The sequence below is a fragment of the Rhizobium sp. BK661 genome (genome assembly GCF_024808825.1).
GTDB lineage: Bacteria > Pseudomonadota > Alphaproteobacteria > Rhizobiales > Rhizobiaceae > Rhizobium.
In genome coordinates this window covers 1-1,462 of sequence record NZ_JANTYT010000056.1, presented here as the reverse complement: position 1 = coordinate 1,462, position 1,462 = coordinate 1, and the positions used below count along the sequence as shown (strand labels likewise).

1 protein-coding gene is annotated in these 1,462 nt (G+C 67.6%); it reads left to right on the top strand.

The window, feature by feature from the left end:
* The coding region (locus FHX16_RS31380; protein WP_259132242.1) for an efflux transporter outer membrane subunit at window positions 1–1,377 on the top strand (1,377 nt) is incomplete at its 5' end.
* Window positions 1,378–1,462 lie beyond the last annotated feature (85 nt).

Sequence of the window (1,462 nt, the reverse complement as noted above, 5' to 3'; positions counted from 1 at the left end):
GGCTGTGTGAGCGGCCCGGACCATGTTCCTCCGGAGATGCCGCTTCCGGCGAAGTTCAGCGAGGGTGGCGCCAAGGACATTGGCGACGTGTCGACGACGGCCTGGTGGACGGCCTATCGCGACCGGAAGCTGGACGGCCTGGTCGTTCAGGGCCTGAATGAGAACCTGTCGGTGCTGCAGGCGCTGGAGCGCATCAATGCGGCGGCCGGCGGCGTCACCGTGGCCGGCGCCGGTTCGCTGCCGAGCCTGCTAGTCGGCGCCAGCCACACCACCAGCGGCACGATGGGCGAACGCCGCACCTCGAACGGCGCCACCAACATCAGCGCCGGCGAGGCCAATGTCTCCTGGCTGCTCGACCTGTTCGGCCAGTACCGCCGCGCCAAGGAAGGCGCCCAGGCCTCGCTTGACGCCGCCTATTCCAGCGCCGACGTCGCCAAGCTCACCTATCTGCAGGACCTAGTGAACTCCTACATCGACCTGCGCTTCTTCCAGGAGCGCCTGGCGCTGTCGCGCTCCAACCTGAAGTCGCGCCAGGAAACCCTGGACCTGACCAAGTTCCAGCTCGAGGCCGGTGCTGCCTCGCGCCTCGACGTCGTCCAGGCCGAAGGTCTGGTGCAGTCGACGCAGGCTGAAATCCCGGGGCTGGAGACCAACATCCGCGTTGCCGCCCACCACATCGCCACGCTGCTTGGCCAGCCCGCCGGCTCGCTGCTCGGCGAACTCCTGAAGGGCGCGCCGCAGCCGATCTTCCGCGGTGGCATCGCCTCCGGCATTCCGGCCGACCTGATCCGCAACCGGCCCGACATTCGCGTCGCCGAGCGCAATCTCGCGGCTGCCACCGCCAATATCGGCGTTGCCATCTCGCAGCTCTATCCGACGATCACCCTGTCGGGCTCGATCTCGCCCTCCTACGTCAAGCCGGCCGGCTTCTCCGGCGGCAGCCTGACCACCTGGTCGTTCGGCCCGACGCTGACGCTGCCGATCTTCGACGGCGGCCGTCTGCGCGCCAATGTCGACATCGCCAAGTCGGATGCCAAGACCCAGTATCTCGCCTGGAAGCAGTCGGTGCTGACCGCCGTCGAAGAGGTCGAGAACGCGCTGTCGGCGGTGCGCCGCGACGCCGAGACGGTGGAAGCGCTGCGCGCCCAGGTGAAGACGACGCAGGAAACCCTGGAACTGTCGACCGCCAGCTACAAGGACGGCGCCTCCTCGCTGCTCGACGTGCTCGATGCGCAGCGTCAGGTATCGCTCGCCCAGGCAAGCCTGGCCGCCTCCATCCAGCAGATGGCCAAGGACTATGTCGCCCTCAACGTCGCCATCGGCGGCGGCTACAATCCGGGCGCACCGCGCACGACAACACCGCCCAAGGCGAGCTGAGCCACACGAGACAGAAAGCCCCGCAATCGCGGGGCTTTTTTATGGCCGCTATCGGTAGCCAAAGCCGATAATGACGGCAGCGGCG